The organism is Pseudomonas sp. CBZ-4 (assembly GCF_000346755.1).
Lineage (GTDB): Bacteria > Pseudomonadota > Gammaproteobacteria > Pseudomonadales > Pseudomonadaceae > Aquipseudomonas.
This window is the reverse complement of record NZ_ANNV01000010.1, coordinates 1-20,550: the sequence shown is the minus strand read 5'-3', so window position 1 is coordinate 20,550 and position 20,550 is coordinate 1. Positions and strand designations below refer to the sequence as shown.

General features: G+C 53.4%; 15 protein-coding genes and 1 tRNA gene. 9 read left to right on the top strand and 7 right to left on the bottom strand.

The genetic code is table 11. The annotated features are described in order from the left end of the window. Window positions 1-77: 77 nt before the first annotated feature. The 3 genes from B348_RS0102055 to gabD all read right to left on the bottom strand — a co-directional run bounded on the left by B348_RS0102055 (window position 78) and on the right by gabD (window position 4,328). Window positions 78-1,286, bottom strand: coding sequence for an HDOD domain-containing protein (locus B348_RS0102055; protein ID WP_026136489.1), 1,209 nt, complete (start codon window positions 1,284-1,286; stop codon window positions 78-80). A gap of 139 nt (window positions 1,287-1,425) precedes the next feature. Next, a complete protein-coding gene (gene gabT, locus B348_RS0102050; protein ID WP_017734501.1) occupies window positions 1,426-2,703 on the bottom strand; it encodes a 4-aminobutyrate--2-oxoglutarate transaminase in 1,278 nt (425 codons plus the stop codon). Between the two features lie 182 nt (window positions 2,704-2,885). Next, a complete protein-coding gene (gene gabD, locus B348_RS0102045) occupies window positions 2,886-4,328 on the bottom strand; it encodes an NADP-dependent succinate-semialdehyde dehydrogenase (protein ID WP_017734500.1) in 1,443 nt (480 codons plus the stop codon). Between the two features lie 370 nt (window positions 4,329-4,698). On the opposite strand from gabD, the gene B348_RS0102040 reads away from it, so the two are divergent. The 8 genes from B348_RS0102040 to B348_RS0102015 all read left to right on the top strand — a co-directional run bounded on the left by B348_RS0102040 (window position 4,699) and on the right by B348_RS0102015 (window position 12,268). Continuing rightward, window positions 4,699-4,775, top strand: a tRNA-Arg gene (locus B348_RS0102040). Between the two features lie 167 nt (window positions 4,776-4,942). Next, on the top strand, window positions 4,943-6,178 hold the full coding sequence (locus tag B348_RS0102035) for a tyrosine-type recombinase/integrase (protein ID WP_017734499.1): 1,236 nt from the start codon (window positions 4,943-4,945) through the stop codon (window positions 6,176-6,178). A 555-nt stretch (window positions 6,179-6,733) separates the two neighbouring features. Beyond that, the gene (locus tag B348_RS1000000130590; RefSeq protein ID WP_081609191.1) at window positions 6,734-7,051 is read left to right on the top strand and encodes an AlpA family transcriptional regulator; all 318 of its coding nucleotides are present in this window, start codon (window positions 6,734-6,736) and stop codon (window positions 7,049-7,051) included. Further along, entirely contained in the window at window positions 7,048-7,353 is a 306-nt protein-coding gene (locus tag B348_RS1000000130585) for a hypothetical protein (protein ID WP_081609190.1), read from the top strand. The genes B348_RS1000000130590 and B348_RS1000000130585 overlap by 4 nt, the downstream gene beginning before the upstream one ends. Window positions 7,354-7,882: 529 nt before the next feature. Then, complete coding sequence (locus B348_RS0102030; protein ID WP_017734498.1) at window positions 7,883-8,167, top strand: hypothetical protein; 285 nt, start codon at window positions 7,883-7,885, stop codon at window positions 8,165-8,167. Continuing rightward, complete coding sequence (locus tag B348_RS0102025; protein ID WP_017734497.1) at window positions 8,164-8,436, top strand: DUF3077 domain-containing protein; 273 nt, start codon at window positions 8,164-8,166, stop codon at window positions 8,434-8,436. Before B348_RS0102030 ends, B348_RS0102025 begins: the two co-directional genes overlap by 4 nt. After that, complete coding sequence (locus B348_RS0102020; RefSeq protein WP_017734496.1) at window positions 8,433-11,321, top strand: DUF927 domain-containing protein; 2,889 nt, start codon at window positions 8,433-8,435, stop codon at window positions 11,319-11,321. Before B348_RS0102025 ends, B348_RS0102020 begins: the two co-directional genes overlap by 4 nt. 89 nt (window positions 11,322-11,410) lie before the next feature. Beyond that, a complete protein-coding gene (locus tag B348_RS0102015; RefSeq protein WP_017734495.1) occupies window positions 11,411-12,268 on the top strand; it encodes a hypothetical protein in 858 nt (285 codons plus the stop codon). Window positions 12,269-12,564: 296 nt separating this feature from the next. Here B348_RS0102015 and B348_RS1000000131465 read toward each other — a convergent pair whose 3' ends face one another. Genes B348_RS1000000131465 through B348_RS1000000130580 form a run of 4 tightly spaced genes read right to left on the bottom strand, consistent with a single transcriptional unit; the run spans window position 12,565 to window position 18,429 of the window. After that, entirely contained in the window at window positions 12,565-13,302 is a 738-nt protein-coding gene (locus B348_RS1000000131465) for a hypothetical protein (RefSeq protein ID WP_157356460.1), read from the bottom strand. Continuing rightward, window positions 13,286-14,431 carry a hypothetical protein gene (locus tag B348_RS0102005; protein WP_017734493.1) on the bottom strand — a complete coding sequence of 382 codons (1,146 nt, stop codon included), beginning with the start codon at window positions 14,429-14,431 and terminating at the stop codon, window positions 13,286-13,288. The genes B348_RS1000000131465 and B348_RS0102005 overlap by 17 nt, the downstream gene beginning before the upstream one ends. Beyond that, a complete protein-coding gene (locus B348_RS0102000; protein ID WP_017734492.1) occupies window positions 14,418-16,706 on the bottom strand; it encodes a sensor histidine kinase in 2,289 nt (762 codons plus the stop codon). Before B348_RS0102000 ends, B348_RS0102005 begins: the two co-directional genes overlap by 14 nt. A gap of 13 nt (window positions 16,707-16,719) precedes the next feature. Further along, a complete protein-coding gene (locus tag B348_RS1000000130580) occupies window positions 16,720-18,429 on the bottom strand; it encodes a class I SAM-dependent DNA methyltransferase (RefSeq protein ID WP_157356459.1) in 1,710 nt (569 codons plus the stop codon). Between the two features lie 487 nt (window positions 18,430-18,916). Here B348_RS1000000130580 and B348_RS01000000129635 point away from each other — a divergent pair, with 487 nt between their 5' ends. Next, entirely contained in the window at window positions 18,917-20,170 is a 1,254-nt protein-coding gene (locus B348_RS01000000129635) for an HNH endonuclease (RefSeq protein ID WP_017734490.1), read from the top strand. The last annotated feature ends 380 nt before the right edge of the window (window positions 20,171-20,550 follow it).

The following is a 20,550-nucleotide window of genomic DNA, read 5'->3' as shown; positions in this document are numbered from 1 at the left end:
GGGTCAGCTAGAAATCTGCTGACTGACACACCCTCATCGCGGGCAAGCCCGCTCCCACATTTGGATCTCACTGTTCTCTAGGCCTTGCGCACCCGAGTCAGCTCCGACAAACCCACCTTGAGCAACCGCGCCGTCTTGCCCGCCGCCAGCGCTTCGAGCCCTTCATGCTCGGTCAACCGCGCCATCTGCGCCGCCAGGTTCACCACCAGCGCATCCCGCGCATACACCCCGCCCTCCAGCGAGTAGATCGCCGCGATCAACTGGCGCAGTTCATGGGGCAAGCGCCAGCGCGCACGCAACGCCGAGCCATAGGCGGCACCAAAAGTGTAGAGCGCCTCGCCAATCGCTTCGTCATCCAGCGCGCCGCCGCCCAGCCGCCAGTCTTCCAGGCAGCGCAACAAGGCCAGGTCGCCGAGCCGATGCAGGATACCGGCGCTGTAGCAACGCTCGTGATCCAACTCCAGCATGCGCGCCAGGCGTCGCGCGTAGTCGGCGGTGTCCTGGGACAGCTGCCAGTGGCGCTCGGCATAGGCCACCAGCGCCGGGTCGGCCAGCACCACGTTGTGCTTGAGGGACAGGCCGAGGATCAGGTTCATGCTTTGCCCGGCGGCCAGTTTGTGCAACGCCGCTGGCAGGGTTTGCACCGGCGTGCCGTGATGGCCGGCGCTGTTGGCGGCGGCGATCAGTACGGCGGTGATTTGCGGGTCCATGCGCACCTGGTCTTCCAGGCGCTTGAGGTCCAGGCCGTTGGGCCCAAGGCTTTTTTGTACCGCAGCTTTCACATCCACGCGCAACGGCGCGCCATCGGAAGCTTCGCGGCGGCGCTCCAGGAACACCGGCAACGTCATGCCCGGCGCCAGCGGCGGAATCTCGCAATACACGCTTTCGCCTTCATTGAGCAGCAGGTCTTGCAGGCGCTGGGTCAGGCTCTCCATGTTCAGGGGTTTGGTCAGGTACGCCGTGGGCGCCAGGGGCAGGGCTTCGCGCACACTGGCGCTGTCATTGCGACTGCTCAGCAGAATGAACGGCAGCGCAGGCGAGCGGCGCTGCTGGCGCACGTTGCGCAGCAGGCTCAGGCCATCGACGCCCGGCAGCTCCCAATCGGCCAGGATCAGGTCGTAGGTTTTTTCCCGCAGCAACGTAGCCGCTTGCTGACCATCGGCACACACATCCAGCCGTGCGTCACAGCGCACGTTCAACAACACTTGCTTGAGCAGGTCCCGCGACCAAGGGTCCGCTTCGGCAATCAACACACGGGGTACAGCGGGTAAATCAACAGCAGTCATCCAGCACGCTCCATCGGCAATGCTTGCACCTTAGTCAATGGAGGCGGGTACGTACAATGAACCTGGGCTGAATGTGCCGGGTCGGGCACAAAAAAACCCGCCGAAGCGGGTTTTTTCTGTCGATCAGGTCAGCTTGCGCTTACAGCTCGGAGAAGCACTCTTCGATGATCGCCAGGCCTTTGTCCAACAGCTCGTCCGGCGCGGTCAGCGGGACCAGCACGCGCAACACGTTGCCGTAGGTGCCGCAGCTCAGCAGGATCAGGCCCTTGTCACGCGCCTTGGCCACCACGGCAGCCACGGCCGCAGCGTTGGGCTTGTGGGTGTCGCCGCCATCGAACAGCTCGACCGCGATCATCGCGCCCAGGGCACGCACGTCACCGATCACCGGGTACTTGGCCTGGATGGCTTTCAGGCCAGTGACCAGACGCTCGCCGACGGACTTGCAACGGTCCAGCAGGTGCTCTTCTTCGAACACTTCCATTACCGCCAGCGCAGCCGCGCACGCGATCGGGCTACCGGCGTAGGTGCCGCCCAGGCCGCCTGGAGCGATGGCATCCATGTATTCGGCCTTGCCGCACACACCGGCCAGCGGGAAGCCGCCGGCGATGGATTTGGCGAAGGTGGTCAGGTCGGCAGCAACGCCCATCTGTTCCATGGCGAAGAAGGTACCGGTACGGCCGGCACCGGTTTGCACTTCGTCGGCGATCAGCAGGATGCCGTGCTTGTCGCACAGCTCGCGCAGGCGCTTCATGAAGGATTTCGGCGCGACGTAGAAACCGCCTTCGCCCTGCACCGGCTCGATGATGATGGCAGCGATGTCACGCGGCTCGGCATCGTTCTTGAAAATGCGTTCGATGCTGGCGATGGAATCGTCGTCGCTCACACCGTGCAGTTCGTTCGGGTACAGCGCGCGGAACACGCCGCCGGGCATCAGGCCCATGCCGGCCGAGTACGGCACGACTTTACCGGTGAGGCCCAGGGTCATCATGGTGCGGCCGTGATAGGCGCCGGTGAAGGCGATCACGCCGGCACGGCCAGTGGCGGCACGGGCGATCTTCACGGCGTTTTCGACGGCTTCGGAACCGGTGGTGACCAGCAGGGTTTTCTTGGCGAAATCGCCTGGGACCTTGGCGTTCACTTTCTCGCACACTTCAACGTACGGCTCGTAGGCCAGTACCTGGAAGCAGGTGTGGGTCAGCTTGTTCAGTTGCTCGGTCACGGCGGCGATGATTTTCGGGTGCACGTGGCCGGTGTTCAGCACGGCGATACCGCCGGCGAAGTCGATGAACTCGCGACCTTCAACGTCGGTCACCGTGGCGTTCTTCGCGGATTCGGCGAAGATCGGGTGGATCTGGCCGACACCGCGCGGTACAGCGGCTTCGCGGCGTTTCATCAGGGATGCGTTGGTCTTGCTCATAAAGTCCTCATTCGCCACTCATCGGGTGGCGGGGTCCAAGGAATACGTGGCGGGGAGGCAACTGCGGCAGCATGCGATGATCGACTGCCACAGCGTTCCCGGCCACTACGAATAACGTCTTGAAACACGCAAAGGGTCAGCGCTCTCGTGCCCTCTGCGTTCACTGCAATCTCTTGCCGGGCTTAGATGCCCAGGCAGAGGTATTTGATTTCCAGGTAATCCTCGATCCCGTACTTGGAGCCTTCACGGCCCAGGCCCGAGGCCTTGATACCGCCGAACGGCGCCACTTCGTTGGAGATCAACCCGGTGTTGACGCCGACCATGCCGTATTCCAGGGCTTCGGCCACACGGAACACACGGCCCAGGTCGCGGGCATAGAAGTAGGAAGCCAGGCCGAACTCGGTGTCGTTGGACATCGCGATCACTTCGGCTTCGTCTTTGAAGCGGAACAGCGGCGCCAGCGGGCCGAAGGTTTCTTCCTTCGCCACAGCGGCGTTTTTCGGCACGTTGGTGAGGATGGTCGGCTCGAAGAAGTTGCCTTCCATGACCTTGCCACCCGCCAGCAGCGTGGCGCCTTTGCTCAGGGCATCGGCGATGTGTTCCTGGACCTTGGCCACGGCCTTTTCGTCGATCAGGGGACCTGTGGTGGTGCCGTCTTCCAGACCGTTGCCGATCTTCAATTTGGCCACGGCCACTTTGAGTTTTTCGGCGAAGGCGTCGTACACCGAATCCTGGATGTACAGGCGGTTGGCGCAGACGCAGGTCTGGCCGTTGTTGCGGTACTTGGAGATGATCGCGCCTTCGACGGCCTTATCCAGGTCGGCGTCGTCAAACACGATGAACGGCGCGTTGCCGCCCAGCTCCAGGGACACTTTCTTGATGTCCTTGGCGCATTCGGCCATCAGCTGGCGACCGATTTCGGTCGAGCCGGTGAAGGACAATTTACGCACGATCGGGTTGCCGGTCAGCTCGCCGCCGATGTCGCCAGCGCTGCCGGTGACCACGCTCAGCACGCCTTTCGGGATGCCGGCACGGTGCGCCAGCTCAACCAGCGCCAGGGCCGAGAACGGGGTTTGCGAAGCGGGCTTGATGACCATGGTGCAACCGGCGGCCAGGGCCGGGCCGGCTTTACGGGTGATCATCGCGGCCGGGAAGTTCCACGGGGTGATGGCAGCGGTCACGCCGATCGGCTGCTTGATCACGATCAGGCGCTTGTCGGGCTGGTGGCCGGGAATCACGTCACCGTAGATGCGCTTGGCTTCTTCGGCGAACCACTCGATAAAGGACGCGGCGTAGACGATTTCGCCCTTGGCTTCGGCCAGCGGCTTGCCTTGTTCGAGGGTCATCAGGCGGGCGAGGTCGTCCTGGTTTTCGATCAGCAGCTCAAACCAACGGCGCAGCTTGTTCGCGCGCTCCTTGGCGGTCAGCGCACGCCAGGCCGGCAAGGCGTTGTCGGCGGCTTCGATGGCGCGGCGGGTTTCCGCGGCGCCCATCTTTGGCACGGTACCGAGAATCTCGCCCGTGGCCGGGTTGTTGACCTTGATGGTCTGACCGTTGTCCGCATCGACCCAAGCACCATCGATAAAGGCTTGCTGGCGGAACAACTGGGCATCTTTAAGCTGCATGTCGGCTTTCCTTAACAGCACCGCGCACGCGCGGAGCGAATTAGAGTTGTTGAAAGGCGCCTTGTGGGCTGCCGTCAGGGAAATCAGCCCCAGCGCGCGGAATATGTGAAGCGCACGCGGGAGACAGAGCGTTTGAAATCTCAAACGAATCCTAGGATCAATGGGGGTACAGGGCAATAGTCTGTTCGAAAAAAAGAACGAAAACGGCGCATTTGCCGAATCTTTCGGATCAGCGTGATTGGCCCGGGTTCCCCCGCCTTGACCGGCGGCGCCCGGTTTAGGGCGCCAGCGCGCCGATTTCCTACGGTTCAGCGGCCAAAAACCAGCATGGACGCCCAAGGGCGACATGGGTATGATGTCGCCCGCACAAGCATCCGTAGCTCAGCTGGATAGAGTACTGCCCTCCGAAGGCAGGGGTCGTGGGTTCGAATCCCGCCGGGTGCACCATATAGCAGTCTCTGGCTGTCTCAGACAGTCTACGAAACACCCCAAGAAGCCCGCCCCGTGCGGGCTTTCTTGTTTCTGGCTATCCATCCCTGTCCACCCCTATAACTTCCCGCCGTGTATGCCCACGTGTATGCTTTGAGATTCCTATAACTGGAGGCATACAGGAAGTGAAGCGCTCTGAAATCAAACGCCGCCCCTTAGCAGATACTACGCTTGCAGGCCTGGAGCCTGAGCACGTTACATATCGGGAGCAGGACGGGAATGGCCTGTACTTCCGGGTGAAACCTAACGGTCAAAAATCGTGGGAGCTGCGCTACAAAAAGCCAGACGGGAAATGGTCTTGGCTGGGTCTCGGTGGCTACCCGGAAATCAGTGGCTCTTCGGCGAGACAGAAAGCAGCTCAACTGCGGGAAGACGCATCGACCGGCAAAAATCCATTGGTGAGCAAGCAAGCTCGCAAGGTTGCAGACCAGGTTGCTGCCAACAACACCTTTGAAGCGTTAGGCCGCGAGTGGTTTGAGGCCAGACGCACAAGCTGGGAGTCAGGTACGTCTCGACGAGTGCTTGGCGCACTGGAGCTTCACGTGTTCCCCGTGTTCGGCAAACGCGTATACACAGAAATACTGCCCCTGGAATGGATGGAGTTTCTACGCGGCATGGAGCAGAAGGGGATCATTGAACAAATGGGCCGAGTTCGTGCCTTTTGCAAAGAGATCTATGACCTGGCCCGCGTAACAGGACGAGCCTTCCACAACCCCCTTGAAGGTCTCAGCAAATTCCTGCAATCACGTAGCGCTGAAAACTATGCACACGTTTCGATTGAAGAACTGCCTGCGCTACTTCGAGCGATCAACTCCTACCCTCACGCAAAGGACGTTCGTATAGGGCTTCGCTTGCTGTCCTTATTAGCATCGCGCCCGAGCGAGATCCGAGAAGCACGCTGGTCAGAAATCGATCTCTCCAAAAAGCTATGGACGATCCCAGCCGAGCGAATGAAACGTCGTCGCGAACATGTGGTGCCCCTATCTCGACAGGCGATCGAAGCGCTCACTGAGTTGCGAACACTGACAGGCGCGTACCCTCTCCTATTTCCAGGCAGGAAAGACAGGACAATCCCCCGTAGTAACACCGTCTTTCTAATGGCGCTCCGCAGACTGGGATATGCCGGTCGGCAAACAGGCCACGGCTTTCGTCACATCGCGAGCACCATACTCAATGAGCAGGGTTTCGATGAGAATCACATTGAGGCCCAACTCTCTCACGCAAAAGAGGGTATTGCCGGGGTCTATAACAAAGCGGTGTACCTGCCTCAGCGTAGAGTGATGATGCAGTGGTACGCCGATCACCTTGATGCCCTAGTGAGTGGAAATGTGGTGCAGGGCCAATTTGGAAAGGCAGTATGAGAGCACATACCCAACCCCCCTCCAAAACCGGTGTAACGGGTGTTACTCGTGTAACGCCCATCGTCAAACGCCCGGTTTCATTGGCCGCCACGCCTGTTACACAGTTGAGCGACATAGCGTACACCCGATGTAACGCTGACCCCGCGTGTAACGCAAAAGTCAGCGCTCAGGTGCTGCGGGCAGACGTTTTCGCCCGAGCCTGCCAAGCGACCCTCGCTGGCTCCGCCCTTCAAGCGCAGGGCGTGGGACTTTCGGTTAAACAGCGCCTGAGACACTTGGCCATGACTGATCGCCAAAACGCATTGCATTCGGCGCTAAGCAGCGGCCTGCACAAATCTCTCTCAGCGCAACCGCTCTATGATCTCTGCCGAGGACAGTTCGCTGACGCCTGCCACCTGATCGACCAGTGCTAGCTGCGCAATTACTAAACCGCCGCGTTCACCCTGCGTTGCCCCCATATTGACTACACATTGATCGGTCTAGGGGAAAAGTGGTTTTCTTCGTCTAGATAAATGTATAGATAGATACCCCTGTATTCATAACCAGGGGTTATCCATGAAAGACCATACCCGCAAGTACGCAAATCCCACCGAAATCCGCTCTTACGAAACGAGCGATCTGAGCGCCAAGCGAACCAGTCATCCTGCTGCAGATCCTTCAGCGATTCTGATCCGTATGCCGGAAGTAATGGGCATAGTCGGGTTAGCACGTCCAACGATTTACAAACTTATGCAGCAAGCGGATAGCGGCTTCCCACTTCCAGTAAAACTAAGCGGTAGTAGCGCCCGTAGCGCTCCCGTCGCATGGGTACTGGCTGAAGTTTTAGATTGGACGCGTGCACGAATCGCAGCTCGAGACAGGGTGGCGGCATGACGAACCGCATCCCTAACAAGGCAATCTTGCAGCCCTTTTCTGTACTCAGAAAAGTGGGTTTCTCATCGCACTGGATGCAACGATTTGAGCGTCACAGAACGCAACAAAAACGCCTGAATCGAGTAGTTGTCGTCATGCGATGGGCAGACGGCACTTGGTGCGCGCTCTCCATTCCTAGCGAAGCCCCGCGTGCCGTGATCGCGGACGAAGGCCAACAAATCGACGCTTACGAAGATGCACGATCTTGCCTCGAAGCCAACTTCCTGCCCCTTCTGTCCTTGCGCTGGGAAGCCCATGCCTGAAATGAAAACGCCCCCGGGGGCAACCGGAGGCGTTGAGGTAAATCTGTATGCCTAAGCAATTTATGTTGCATCGAAAAAATCCGCAAGTATTCAGCACAGTTGCACTTTCAAAAAACGAACGCTACTCTCTGCGCGTCGCTGCAAACTCAGCGACCGGGCGTAGGAACCCGAGAATTAGTAGGCGCATCAGCGCCCAGATCACAACTGCCGGCGTTTTTTTTCGTCCGCAGTTACGTGTTATGGCGGCTGTGTGCGGGCAGGCTTCGGTCTGGCCGGGTGCCTACTATCCCGGTATTCCTACCCCGTGCACAGCTGCCACCCAATCCCGTAGGAAGGACGGTGGCGGCTCCAGTCTGAAAGTAGGAGCTCACCACATGCACGCCCTTAATCCGTCCAAAATTCGCGCCGCTGCTCATCGAGCAATGGCTCTCGCCGCTTTACACGCCAACTCCAGCCTCGCTACACGCCTCTCGCGCTACAACGCCCATATGTCCAAAGCGCGAGCTCTGGAAGCCGCAGGGGGTGCCCAATGAGCATGCTCCCAGGCTTTGCACTACCCGAGGATCTCCTCTGCGTCAGCCGAGACGCCGAAGCCGGCCTGCCTATCGACGCCATCACCTGTGCGCTCGACCGTGCCGACTCCGTTCTCATGCTGCTGGAAGACCACTTAGACGGGGATAAACCTCTGCTCTCCAATCGCGTGCTGTCGTCCGTTATTTGGGACGTGCGTGGCACCTTGGGGTTGATCAAAACACTCACCATGTACGGTGATGCCTCATCTGTGCCGATGGGCCAGAAAGGCGGTGCGCTGTGACCCACTCCAACACGCTTGGACGCTCCGAGTTTTCCCCTGCCAACGGTAACGGCCAGAACCTGTTTCGGGTGAATGCCGGTATCCCGCTGGAGGACGCACTTGAAGCCGTCTCCCAGATTCTGCACCACGCCAATCAACTGATCCTCGACGCCGCCATCAGCGATGCGGGCGAGCGTTTTAGTTGGCCTGCGTTCTACCTCGGCGAGATGGCCAAAGCACTGATCGATGACGTAAACGAGGCGTTGCTTGAGTCGAGGACCGCCCCATGACTCAACGCACCGGCAACACCTCAAAACGACCCAGTTTTGCCGACGTAAAAAGCGCTGCCCTGAAGAACATCGACCGTGTACTTGCTCACTGGCTGCCAAACGGCAAACGTGTCGACGGCGGCAAGGAATACACAGCACCGAATCCCACGCGTACCGACAAGCGCGCAGGCTCACTCAAGGTCAATTTGAGCAAAGGCACCTGGGCGGACTTTGCCACCGGCGATAAGGGCGGCGACCTGATCGACCTGGTGCGCTACATCGACGGCGGCACTGACGTTGAGGCCTGTGAAAAACTGGCGGTTCTGCTCAGCGTTTCCGCTGGTTCCGCGACAACCAAAAGCGCACCGGCCAAGAGCGCAACGCCGGAGTGGATCGCGATTCAACCGATCCCGGCCGAGGCCATGAACAAGTGCCCAGCCAAACACCGGCAACACGGTGTTCCGTCCAAGGTATGGATCTATCGGGATGCGCAAGGCCAGCCGGTTATGGCGCTGTATCGCTTCGACCTGGGCCCCGATGAAGACGGTAAGCCGCGAAAAGTCTTTGCGCCGTTGACCTGGTGCAAGCGCTCCGATGGGCAAGCCACACAATGGCGCTGGCAAGGGTTGTCGGAACCTCGGCCATTGCTGCGCCTGGATGAACTGGCACAGCGGGCCGATGCGCCTGTGGTGTTGTGTGAAGGTGAAAAGGCCGCTGATGCTGCCGCTGAACTGATGCCCGATCACGTCGCCACCTGCTGGCCGAACGGCTCCAATTCTTGGCATAAAGCCGACCTGACGACACTCAAAGGGCGTGCTGTGGCGCTGTGGCCGGATAATGATGCCAGCGGCAAGACCTGCATGGACGCCATCGAGCTGAAGCTGATTGAGCTGGGTGCCACCTCAGTACAACGGATCTCGCTCGACGTATTCAAGCTCAAGCCGAGCAGCAAAGGCGGCAAGCCGACACTCGTCAAAGGCGGCAATTGGGCAGACGGCGATGATGCAGCGGATGCATTAGCCAAAGGCTGGACCGCAGACCACGTCGCCGAGCTGGTGCGCAGCGGTGAGTTTTTCGGCGGTGCCACTGAGCCCACTGAACCTCAAGAACAGAAGGCCAAGGCGCCCGCCAAACGCCCTGCCAAATCGAAAACCGACCTGTTGCCGGGCGGCTTTCGGCTGACGCCTGAAGGGGTGTTTTATTCCGGCGATGATGGTGAGGCGCGCCCCGTGTGTTCGCCTCTCGAAATCATCGCTCGCACTCGCGACGACAAGGGCCACAACTGGGGTTTGTTGGTCGAGTTTGATGACCCGGACGGCGCCAAAAAACGCTGGAACATTCCGGCCCGGACCATGACCGGCGACTTCGGCAAGGATGTACTCGGCCCACTGGTAGATATGGGCCTACGCCTTGCCGGAAGTCGGTCGGGGCGCAATGCCCGTAATGACCTGCAGAGCTATCTCGGTGGCTTCGACAGTGCTCAGCGCGCACGTTTGGTGACGCGCTTGGGCTGGCACGATAACGCCTTCCTTTTGCCCGAACAGCAAATCGGTTCACATGCCGAACACCTGCATTTTTATGAAGCCGGTGCGCAGTTGCCACCGATCAGCGAGGCGGGTTCTCTGGAGCAATGGCAACAGCAAATCGGCGCGCTTTGCGTTGGTAACCACCGCTTGGCGTTTGTCGTCTCTGTGGCCTTTGCAGGGCCCCTGCTAAACCTGCTGGGGCATGAGTCAGGCGGCTTCCACCTGTATGGCGACAGCTCCGGGGGCAAGACCACCCACTTGCAGGTCGCTGCCTCGGTCTATGGCGGGCCGCGCCTGGTGCGTTCGTGGCGTTCCACGGATAACGCCCTGGAGTCCATCGCCGCCGCCCACTCAGACGGTCTCCTGGTGCTGGATGAAATCGGCATGTGCGACCCGCGCATTATTGGCGAGACGGTGTACATGCTCGGCAACGGCACCGGTAAGGCCAGAGCAAATGATCGAGGACAAGCTGGCCGACAGGTACAGGAATGGCGCTTGCTCTTTCTCTCGACCGGCGAGAAGACGTTGGCACAGCACATGGCGGATGCCAACAAGGAGCTGAAGGCCGGTATGGAGGTACGCATGCTCGCAGTGCCTGCGGATGCAAGCAAAGGCCTTGGCATGTTCGATGTGCTGAATGGTTTTGAGGACGCTGCAGCCCTATCCGATGCGCTCAAGGCCCGTGTCGCTAAATACTACGGCACACCCCTCACTGCCTTCCTGCACGCACTGTGTGCGCCTGGAGAAATGCTCAGGTGGTCGGTGATCGTTCGCCGCACAGTAGAACAGTTCATCACCCAAAACCTGCCCGCTGCGGCCAGTGGACAAGCCCAGCGCGCCGCCCTTCGCTTCGGCCTCGCGGCAGCGGCGGGAGAGTTGGCGACAGCCTTCGGAGTCACCGGCTGGCCCGACGGCACGGCCACGACCGCCGGAAGGGTGTGCCTGCATGCATGGCTGGCAGAGCGGGGCGGCGCCGGTAACTTCGAGGGTGATGCGATTTTGGCGCGGCTGCGCCAGGTCATCGAGCGATTTGGAGAAAGCCGCTTTACCCGCTGGGAATCTGCCGCCGCCAAGATCGATGAACACGGCCCACGCACGATCGATCGCCTGGGCTTTCGCAAGACGTTGGAACACGGAATGGGCGACGCACTGCACACCACCAATACCTACTACGTACTGCCGGAAGCCTGGCGTTCCGAAATCTTCCGAGGCATGAACCTGAGTGCGGTTAACAAAGAGCTCCTGCGACGAGGCGTTTTAGAGCCCGGAAAGGATGGCAAAGCTTCAACCGCAGTGCGACTACCGGGGCTGGGTTTGCAGCGCTGCTATGTGGTTGTGGCAGTGCCAGAACAAGGTGATCACGGCGCCCAGGCGGCCTAGAAGCGGCCACGCCACGAGGAATGCAGGCTCACCTTGGCCTGGCCCGCCAGTGAAAAAACCAATCAATCTTTCGCGTTTAGGAACTCAACATGAACCAGCTAAAACAGCAACAAGCCGCCTTGATTCAAGAACTGGAAACCCTGGAAGAAAGCCTGCCACAACTAGAGGCCGAATGGCGCAATGCACCCAGCGGATTCAGTGCGAATGGCAACGTAATTGGGAGCCCGGAGGGTCGCGAGGCAATGGAGAAAGTTGCAAGCGTCGAAGCCCGGATACATGCAATTCCAGGTGAGCTCGCATCAATTAATCGGAAAATTCAGCACCTGGAGCAACTGGAAAAAATTGATCAGATCAAAGCTGACGCGATTCAAGCGATGACCGATGCAACCGTTGAAGTCGAAGCGCTGGAACGGAAAAAAACGCACTTGAGTGAGCGGTTTCATACAATTCAATCAGAAGCCGATCAATCCCTGGAAAAGGCGCAACAAGCCGAGCGCGACGCTGCAACGTACTACGCCAAAAGCCTGGCAAGCGGTGACGCCGAAGGGGAAAAATCAGCAAGCGGCGAAATGCAAAAGGCAGCTAAGCAATTGGCAACAACGGACGAGCAGGTCAGAAGGCAAGACCTGATCCTCAGTGCTCTCCAAGTCGAGCTTGATAGTCTTGAGGCTCAAATCACGAATGCCCGCCAACGTGGAGATGAAGCTAAGACCGCAGTATTGAACGCGCTCGGGTTTGCCTTCAACGAGGAGTGGAACGCGGTGACCGAGCAACTGCTCGCTGTAGGCGCACGGATACTTGCCGTTAACAACCAAAAAGGCGGAATGGGCGATGCCATGTCCAGACTGGAAGTTCCTCGCTTCGGCCCCTTCAAATCGAGACTTGAACGTTCAGATTTGGCAGAGGCAGCTCGGAATATCTCCTTGGAGGAATTATTCGCCGCTTGACGCCCAAACAGTTCGCCCAAGCGGGCTGTTTGCAATATGCAGAATCCCTACCAAGAGTCAAATGCTGAAACACGATCTACATCCAGATAAGCGATCCGGGTGATTCCGACCTAAACAATCGTCCAAGGAACATTGTTCAAGAAGACCAAGACATGTAGGGGCGGTTCAATCCTTATTGAACCGCCCGTACAAGATCTCCCCCAGAACCGCAAACTCCTTCAATAAAACTTCGTGTAGGCACGCCTATTTCTATTGAGTGAAATTCCCAGTATCGGCTTCAAATACTCCAAAAGAACTTATATTAAGTGAGGCCATAAACTTTTGACAAAGTCAGATTCCCTACCAGTATTCCACCAAGACATCATGCTTTCAACATAAGGCCTTAGATACCTATTCTGAGCCTCGGTCAATCGCCTACTATATTCGTTATTCTCTCTTAGACCCTTCCAATGTAAACCAGCAAAATTAGATAGTACGAAATCAACAGCCAACACTACATCCATAGGTGGATGCCCAATTCTCGGGGATGGCAAAATAAGTATTCCTCCATGATTACCACCTAACGGTGCCAAGTTCTTACCACCGTATTGAAAATGATATAGGGGATGTGCATCCTCAGGCTCTCCATCCTCACCCTCATCGGAGACTATATGCTTATCGAAATGCCAAGACGAAAGGTATGTCCCCTCGTCATTCGAGACTACAATGCTAAACTCCAAGAGTTTAATCAACTCTGTGAGTTCATCTGTGCACTTGCCTTGGATCTTAAAATTCATCACAACCTGAAGGTATTCGCCAATGGAATGCGGAATAACTTTCTGTGGCGTTTTTACTCTGAATTTAAGATCATCAACTTGATATCCCCAGGACTCCGGCCCATATGGCTTTGAAGTGCCGCACATACTTGCTGCTTGAGTTATCGGCCCGGTATCAAAGCAAACTTCGCTAGCATCTCGTTGGAGAACGCCCCCAAGCTGTCTGAGCTCAGAAGATATTTGTCTCCGGTAAGAATCTGGCTTAATTCTTTTTGTCATTTTTAAGCCTTTCCGTAAGCTGTTTAAAGCGCTCCACTTCCAGTGGATCGAGTACCCATTCAGATTTTTTCAATCTATTCAGAACGGCGTGGGCAGAGACGTATTTGCTGTCCTGCCACGCATCCTGTCGAGGACTGAACACCTTAAAACCATCAACCGGATCGAGTGGCCTACCCATCGCCACACAGATAGCCGAATATCGAGTGCTATAGCCATCATCTATAGGGAGCGCCGCAATTAACTGAAGGCCGAACCTCTCATTGATGATCATGACGCGCTCATGTGCGGTGTACTTTCTTAGCGAGGCTTTATACGCAACTATTTCAGACCACCAAGCCTCTACGCGATGCATCCACCATCTGGGCCAAGCTTCATGGAACACGCCGGAATAGCTTGTATTGTGTATCTCCCTCAACAACTGCGGCCAACTATTAGAGGATTGTTCTATATCAACACCTAAGCGCGCTGCCAGCATAGCCTCGCTTACAAGTACACCTTCGGAACGGATTAGAGTATTTAGAATCTTTCCAGCCACTTCATATACCACCTTCCCTTTGAGAAAGGAGATAAGGCGCGGATCTAAATAGTCCCTATCTCCATCGACTGAACCGACTAAATCCTCAAAACTATACGCAGGACTACGCTCAAAAATTTGAGATATCTTGGAATAACCAGTAGCCAGCCAAAACAACTCCAAAGCAACTTTATCGCCAAGTAAATGTTGACCATCATCTTTAGCGTAAACTGCGTCAAAGAGATCATGAGAAGAACTATCCGGGGCATAAGAATGAACTATATTATCATTCATTGACCAGAGAACTATCGGAAAGCTGGGTAAGGCTCCTTCTGCCATGCGTGTTCGAAGCTCTTGCGCCAGCGTAGGTCCGCGATAATAAACTTTACTACCATTCTCCGGATCTGCATCTTGATCGAGCCTCAGGTCGACTAGTAGACCAAAACATTGCCCATCGCCCGCCAACGTTTGAATACGCTCAAATTGAGACTCAAACTCTTGTGGGTGCATACGGTCGAAATTTAAATCCTTGTTAAAGCTCGACAACTTATTCAGAAGCGGTTGAATAAAATCTTCTGGCTGGTCATCTATACATAAATATTTAACGAAGCTCATCTGGAATCTCCTCATCTGCAGCGCGCGGGAACTCAATACGAATACATGTTGAAAACCCGGCAGGGGGTTCTGAAATAAATATTTCCCCGCCGGTGCTTTCGACTATATCTCTTATTATCTTAAGCCCGAGGCCTGATCCAGTAATGTGAACTTCATCGTCAGCCAGCGCATCCGCTGGCGTACTAGTTGTAAAAAAGGCATCGAAAACTTTCTCCTTGTTTTCTTCAGCGATACCATCTCCATTATCTATAAACTCTATATAGAGCCTAGTATCATCGACTTCTCCCGCCACGATACGAATCTCACCTAAGACTCGTGCTCGGTTGATTGCTTTAAGCGAGTTTGTGAACAGATTGAAAAATATCGACGCCCACTCAGATTTATGACTAGGCTTTACGAAAAGTTCATATCCGGAAACCTCTACAGTCAGAGAAACAAATTGTCGTTTAAGGGCAGATGTTACTACTTGCTCAAAATCACTCAGCAGATCCCTAACCTCATGCACACTCAGGTTCCGCTGGGAGTTCTGGGTTACCGCTTTATCAAAGTAGCGCATATAAGACTGCAATGACTCTATATTGGCCTGCAGCGTTTTCAACTTATCTGCATCAGGGTTGCCTTGTGTAATAGTAAAAATCCCCGCAGACAAGGCAGACAGCACATGCCTCGTCTCATGGGTAAACTCACCGATAGTCAACCCTAAACTTGCGAGCACACGCAACATCCCAAGTTCTTCTAAAAGATCCTGCGTATCTTTTTCAAGGAGGACAATTTCCTCGAAAATCTCATGAGCTTCCTCGTCAATTTTCGCTTGTTCCTCCGCGGGGCGAGATGACCAACTATTACTGCTACTTACTTTCGCTACGAATGTAGAAAATTTTGTTGTTATGTCTTCAGCGCGTTCTTTAGTAGTTTTATTAGTCGCCGGATCTGTGGAGAAAATCTTTTTTCCACGGACGTGTGCTATTTTTATTATGCCATGCATTAGAGACTTATAAATAAAGTCCTGAAGTTGAGAAAAAGCCTGATTCTCAATCAGACCCTCTCGACTAGCTGTCTCTTCAAAATTATCGCCATTTGGATCTGTTAGCTGAACAAAACCTATAAAGTTTGAATTTGCATGGGGTGGTAGTAATTGCCTCAGGGCAGAAGATCGCTGCAGTCCGAGCCAATCATCTTGCGGCTCTCCGTAAGGTAATACACGAAATCCATTGCGGTAGATTCTGATACCGCTATTTTTGCGCAGAACGTTCCTAACTATATTCCTCGAGCCAGGCGGCAAATCATTTTCGATAAAGTAATGCGCTTGAAAACTCACTCCAGGCAATAGCGAATAGTCTTTCACTTCAGCATCGAAAACCGTTTTTACACGCGCATCAGAGAGAAAGTTTTCAGGCTCACCATTAAAGTTGAACCTCTTAGAGTTAATCGAAAAATAAGGAGTTCCCGTTTCGTCGACATATCCAGAAATCAAAGCATGAGCGTTGTCTAGAATATTCTGTTGCTCACTGGCAATTAGCACTTGCTCGCCATCGTACTCTTCGTAAAACTCTACTCTGAATCCTGGATCACCAACCGTTCGATTTGGAGCAAATCGAAGTGGTGTAGGCTGCAGAAGATCCGATATGAAACGATAAGCCCGCTGAATTTGCGCATTACTCCATGAGTCCTTCAGGTTGCTTATTCTGAGCGTGGTACCAACATCTGCCGTAGGATCAAAAGTAATTTGATTTGATACCAGAATCAAATCGCCGACCGCTTCGAATTTATTCCAATCGATCTCAATGCATATACCTGCTAAATCCTCTTCACGCTTAGTAGTTAACTGCAAACGCATACCAAGGCGCTGCGCGGAAAATCTACCTATGCCTTTTCGCCCTGCTCTTTGCCTGTTGTATTTATTGGAACTCGGATTTTCGCTTTTATCCCGCGTAGAAATTCGCATAAACCCATTAATAAGTTCATCGCGACTCATACCTAAACCATTATCCGAGATAATGAGTTCGCCACCAGCTTTATATGTGTGCTTGAAAACAGCCTTTACATAATCAGCGTCTGCGTCATAAGCATTTTTTATTAATTCTGCCACAGCTGTTTCTTGCTTGGAAACTAGCTCATGCCCCAACCGCGAAATATGGCTTGCATCTACGGAGAACCTAACATTCTCCGTATCATATTTTGAAATCTCATTGGCGAGACTAAGTATCTTATTGTAATCAATCTCGCTCTCACCTAGAGCTGTCGTTAGACTTTCTTTTAAGCTGATGATATCCATCAGATAGCTCCCTCTATTCTATATTCAGCCCCACGTTGCCCTTCCGATGGTGGCGAGCAATCTGCAAAGCAAGCTCTAACTCTTTCAACTCAAGCTGATAATCCACGCCAATCATACCTGCCAACGCTTCATCAGCCACCTTACGCGCAGCGCTCTCGTTAGGCGGGGTCTTAGACAGCTCCTTGTGAGCGCTTTTAAATGCAGCTTTAACTAAAACCGGATCTACAATCTCAGGATATAGAATCCTAAGTTGCAGCGCATCCTTAGGCTCAAGTTTTAATGCACCAGAACCACATGGCCGCCCAATTATCTCAGCATGTACTTGTGTAAAAGTAGAAAGCATAGAAAGAGCGATTAGCTTTGCCCTCACACTATCTACTTTTTCTTTGAAAAACATTCTATGCACAGAATTGGTACAGTTCACCTTGGCATTATTAAGAATCAATCTTGGACCGTTATGGGTCAAGAACGTAAAAAACCCGTCCGGAATTTTATGATCATCAGGCTGATGCCAAGTACTTCTTTTAGTGTAAGTAGCTAATATTCGCTTTTCAGGTGGATAACGATTCAAATAAAGCAACACGTCAGCAGAAAGGCTTTCTTGCTCAGTATCCAGAAGAAGACAACGTAGATCTGAACCAATCAGAGTTTCAACCTGCGACCTTGTTAGGTTTACCCCCGAAATACCTTTAATTTTAGGAACGACAAACTTAAGAAAATTTTCTGAAATTCCTAGCTCGCGCCAATCTGTCAAAGTTTTGATAAAAAACTTGGTATCACCTGTTACAATCCCAATACTTACTTTAGCAATACTTCCCAGCTCAATATTTGGGACGCGTAGCGACAAACCTTTAAATTGATTTGTTGCATTTCTTTCTATAAAGGAGCCTAGCCCCAAAACATCAAAATCGTAAAAATCTGACTTATTTCTTTCCCAGGCTAAAAACAGATCAGGTAAATTTGAGAGCCTTGGAGCGTTAGCAATTTTCATCACACAGCTACATACAGTGCTTTCTCTGAACCCATCAGCCAATAAAATCACTGTACGCTCTTCAGCACCTTCTGAAATGAAAATTCTTTCCGCCAAAGATATAATTAAGCAATTAGAGAATCTATCCTGGAGAAGCTTGTGTACTTTTTTAGAGTAATCCGCAGAAAGAAAACTACCAGGCAATACAAAAGCTAAACGCCCGCCCTCTTTTAGAAAGCTTAAGGAGTGAATAAAGAAATAAACCCACAAGCTCGATCTTGCATCTATTTCAAATCCGTGTGTACTTTTCCACTTCTCAACAGCCCTACGCTGATCGGCTCCAATCTGAGAGTTTCCGATATAGGGAGGGTTACCGATTACGACATCCGCCTTTCCCTCAAAAAATGTCTTATGCTCCAATAACAGAAAATCTTCTTGAAGAAAATTATTTTCACAGCCTGCGATTTTAAGCGACTCTAATTTCAGGAAAGCATTTTTATCTATATCGCAGCCATACACTTTTTGCAGCGGGCTATTTGAGCCCAACTCTATAAATCGAGAAGAAATCTCTTCTAAAAATGTACAGCCCCCAAAACTAGGCTCCAACACGACTTGATCTTTATGTTGGATAGCCCAACCACATAGCAACTTACTCAGTACACTTGGCGTGTAAAAGGCGCCGAGGCTTCGCCTCCGCTCTTCGCGCTTCAAAGTTTGTATTTCTTCAAGTTGAAGATTTTCTTCGACGAGCACGGATTTCCACCAAAAAAAAATAAAATGCGCGCGATCTTAACATTTTTCATACATCAAGTAAACATTACTTAAAGTGCTTATCTTTAAAGCCGCTTAAATCATCTTTGCAAAATACTGCAACATTTAAATATAAGCCAGTGCACATAATTCAAAATAGGGAGACCCAACTGTCTAACTTATTGCTTCAAGAGACTGCTCGGATCAATATCACACCTCGAAAACATTATTACTGCACGCTCACAAACAAACATCGCCATTCTTTTTTCCTGGGCACGACATCAATTATAAAAGCAAATCCAACTACTTATTTATCAACTTAATGACCAGCTACAAACTGTTCAAGATTATGCTAAAAGCTTGAAATCAATTATCGAATGTCAAAAGCTTCGTGCATGCTCTATTTTATGCAGGGCTTTAATCAGAATTACTGCTAGAATTATTTTACGCTGCACCGGAAGGATGCTTTAACTGTCTGATGGATCTCCGAATGCTCAAAACCTCCCATCGCGTTACCGGTATTTTTCAGCGCAAGAAAATCCGAATAGGGCGTCAGATCATGAACCTGAGCGGATACAACCGATGGGTAGAGTATGTAGAAGCTTATCGGAGCTACCTAGATACGGATCTTGAAGCTCAACGCCTGGCGGCCTACTCTCACTGGATTGATAACAGTCATAGCCTCCTGATTCCGACGTACGAAATCGATTTACCTCATTTATCAAATCATGCACCTCACAAAGTGGGTCAAGCGGCACAGTACAAACCTCAGCCACAACCCCAACTCGCAGAAGCTCCAGCGCACTTGTACGCCCTGGAGGTCGACGACCTGCTGGACTTTACCGAAGCAGATATTTTCGCAGCCTGGGACTTACGTGCGCAAACGTGCGGATCGAGGGAAGCTGCGGCTGAGCTTTACGCTTTATATCGCGTGCTTGCTGGCATCGATGACGTCTACGCTGGGCCAACCGCCTATCTTGAACACTCCAACGTAGTAGCGGTTTTGGTAGCCTCAGAGGAACTCGCTAAACCCCAGCCCCCTAGCGGCTTCAACCTATTCGCCATCCGTAAAATGTCACTAGCGGAGCTTAAATTGGCGTGGGCTAACCGCCCGGACAGCTTCGCCTCCCTAGAGGCTGCCGCAGAGGCTCTTGCAACGCTAAGGACCGCGAATACTAAGGAGCTTGGCACAACTAATTATCGCCACTTAATGACCCATGCCCTCATAAAAGATCTGGAGGACTTGCTACCAATCGAGGGAGCATCAGCACACGCTCCCCCGCCAGCAGTGGAGTTAAGACTGCTAAGCGAGGATCGTCGAACGGTACGTATACAGTCTTCAGTCGTGCGCCAAGGGCAAGGGAATTTCAGGGCAGCTATGTTAGAGCGTTATGGCGCACAGTGCGTCATCACCGGATGCAGGATTGACACTCTTCTTGAAGCAGCTCACATCATCCCTTATCGCGGCGACCAGTCGCATGACGAGCTAAATGGCCTATTACTGCGGGTCGACATTCACCGACTTTTTGATGCCCACCAAATTTCTATAAACCCTGAAACTCTCACTGTGGAGCTTGCCCACGGTCTCAACGATGAAGCCTATCTGCATCTTCAGGGAAAGCGTCTTTTCCTATTCAGCCCAAAACCTCGCGCACTCTATCTTGAAGCTCACCATAATCGTTTCATAGCAATATCGAAAAATCCTCGCCTCACTCAGCAACCAGGGGTTCCCAGAATTTTTTAGGTACCCCGCACGTCTATATCGTGCCGGTATTGGTCAATCCCCCCTTAAAATACTTACTGGAAGCATTCAGCTAAAATTTGAGCCTGAGATGTGACATCTGACTCACTTTTAGCATCAGCTTTTGCTCCTCGACAGCCCAAGTTTAACGGCAGTAATCTCGATATAAATAATATAGATATGCTTTCACGTAACACCTGTTTTCCCCCCGCCCCTTGAGTGGATTGACCTTCAGCGACATTGGTACGGTCATGCCCGTGGCTCTAATTTTACCGGGGTACCCTGAGCCACCTTTTGAATACAGGGTAGGAAACCCGCGTGATCGTGTCAGCGGAAAGATGCCCAGCTTAGTGAACAGGTGAACCGGGTGAACTGCTGTTCAC